This is a genomic window from Deltaproteobacteria bacterium, from assembly GCA_009930495.1.
GTDB lineage: Bacteria > Desulfobacterota > Desulfovibrionia > Desulfovibrionales > Desulfomicrobiaceae > Desulfomicrobium.
Window position 1 is genome coordinate 1 of record RZYB01000467.1, and the last position, 1067, is coordinate 1067.

General features: G+C 60.5%; 1 protein-coding gene. It reads left to right on the top strand.

The features are described 5' to 3' along the window. Positions 1-27: 27 nt before the first annotated feature. On the top strand, positions 28-1067 hold a 1040-nt coding region (locus EOL86_15525), incomplete at its 3' end, for an ATP-dependent 6-phosphofructokinase (protein ID NCD26980.1).

Here is a 1067-nt window from a genome sequence, read left to right on the forward strand (position 1 = left end):
CCGCCCTATCCCATCCAAGGAGGCTTCATGGACTCGTCTCGGTTATTTGATACATCCATTTCCACCCTCGGCCCCTGCAAGGTCGACAACCCCCTGCCCTACTGCCACTACATCGACGACGCCACCAAGATGTCCCTTTTCGTGTCCAATGAACTTGTCGAGGAAGCGCATGGCCAGAACGTTGTCTGCGACTTCGAGGAAGCCGGACCGCGCCAGAAAATATATTTCGACCCACCCAAGACCAAATGCGCCATCGTCACCTGCGGCGGCCTGTGTCCCGGCATCAATGATGTCATCCGGGCCATCGTCATGGAAGCGCATCACAACTACAATGTCGCCGGCACCATCGGCATCCGCTACGGCCTCCAGGGTTTTATCCCCAAGTACAAGCACGAAATCTGGGATCTGACCCCGGAGAGCGTCGGCAACATCCACGAATTCGGCGGAACCATCCTGTCCTCCTCGCGCGGGCCGCAGTCCCCCGAGGAAATCGTGGACGCCCTGGAACGCATGAACATCTCCATTCTGTTCATGATCGGCGGCGACGGCACCATGAAGGCGGCCAACAGCGTCACCCAGGAAGTGACCCGGCGCGGACTCAAGATCGCCGTGGTCGGTATCCCCAAGACCATCGACAACGACATCAATTTCGTGACCCGGTCCTTTGGCTTCGACACGGCCGTGGAAAAGGCGACCGAGGCCATCCGCTGCGCCCACATCGAAGCCCTGGGCGCGCCCGGCGGCATCGGCATGGTCAAGCTCATGGGCCGGGAATCTGGGTTCATCGCAGCCCAGGCAAGCCTTGCCTTGAAAGAGGTCAACTTTGTCCTGGTTCCGGAAGCGCCCTTTGAACTCCACGGCCCAAACGGTCTGCTCCTCCGCCTCAAGGACCGCCTGGAACAGCGGCGGCACGCGGTCATTGTCGTGGCCGAGGGTGCCGGACAGGATCTGTGCCGCGTGGACAACCAGCATGACGCCTCGGGCAATCCGATTCTGGGCGACATCTGCGAGGTGCTCCGCGCGGAAATCAAGAAGTACTTCACTGCCGCGGATTTTCCCTACACCCT